The following is a 370-nucleotide window of genomic DNA, read 5'->3' on the forward strand; positions in this document are numbered from 1 at the left end:
TACCGGTCTCTTTGACCGGCGACAGCATATCGGCGCGCAGCCCGGCCATATCCAGCAGCGCCGGACGCCAGTCGCGGCTGAACAGATCGAGCATGCCGGTGGTGCCGGCGTTTGACGGGTCGACCGCCAGCTCGCCGGAAAGCTTCGCCGCCAGCCAGTCGCTGATCATGGTGATGGTTGCCGCTTTGCGGTAGATATCGGGGCGGTGGTGCGCCAGCCACAGCAGGCGCGGCATGGCGCTGAGCGCCAGGGTTTGTCCCGAGACCTCGTATACCTCGGATTCGAAGCGATAGTCGTGGATCTCCTTAAGCTCCGCCACTTCGCGGCTGGCGCGGGCATCGACGTTGGCGCAGGCCCAGATGGCCTCGCC

1 protein-coding gene is annotated in these 370 nt (G+C 66.2%); it reads right to left on the reverse strand.

Annotated elements, in window-relative coordinates; translation table 11 throughout:
* The coding region (locus LU493_RS19785; protein ID WP_275289507.1) for an FGGY family carbohydrate kinase at positions 1 to 370 on the reverse strand (370 nt) is incomplete at both ends.

It is taken from the genome of Halomonas elongata (assembly GCF_029081005.1).
Classification (GTDB): Bacteria; Pseudomonadota; Gammaproteobacteria; order Pseudomonadales; family Halomonadaceae; genus Halomonas; species Halomonas elongata_B.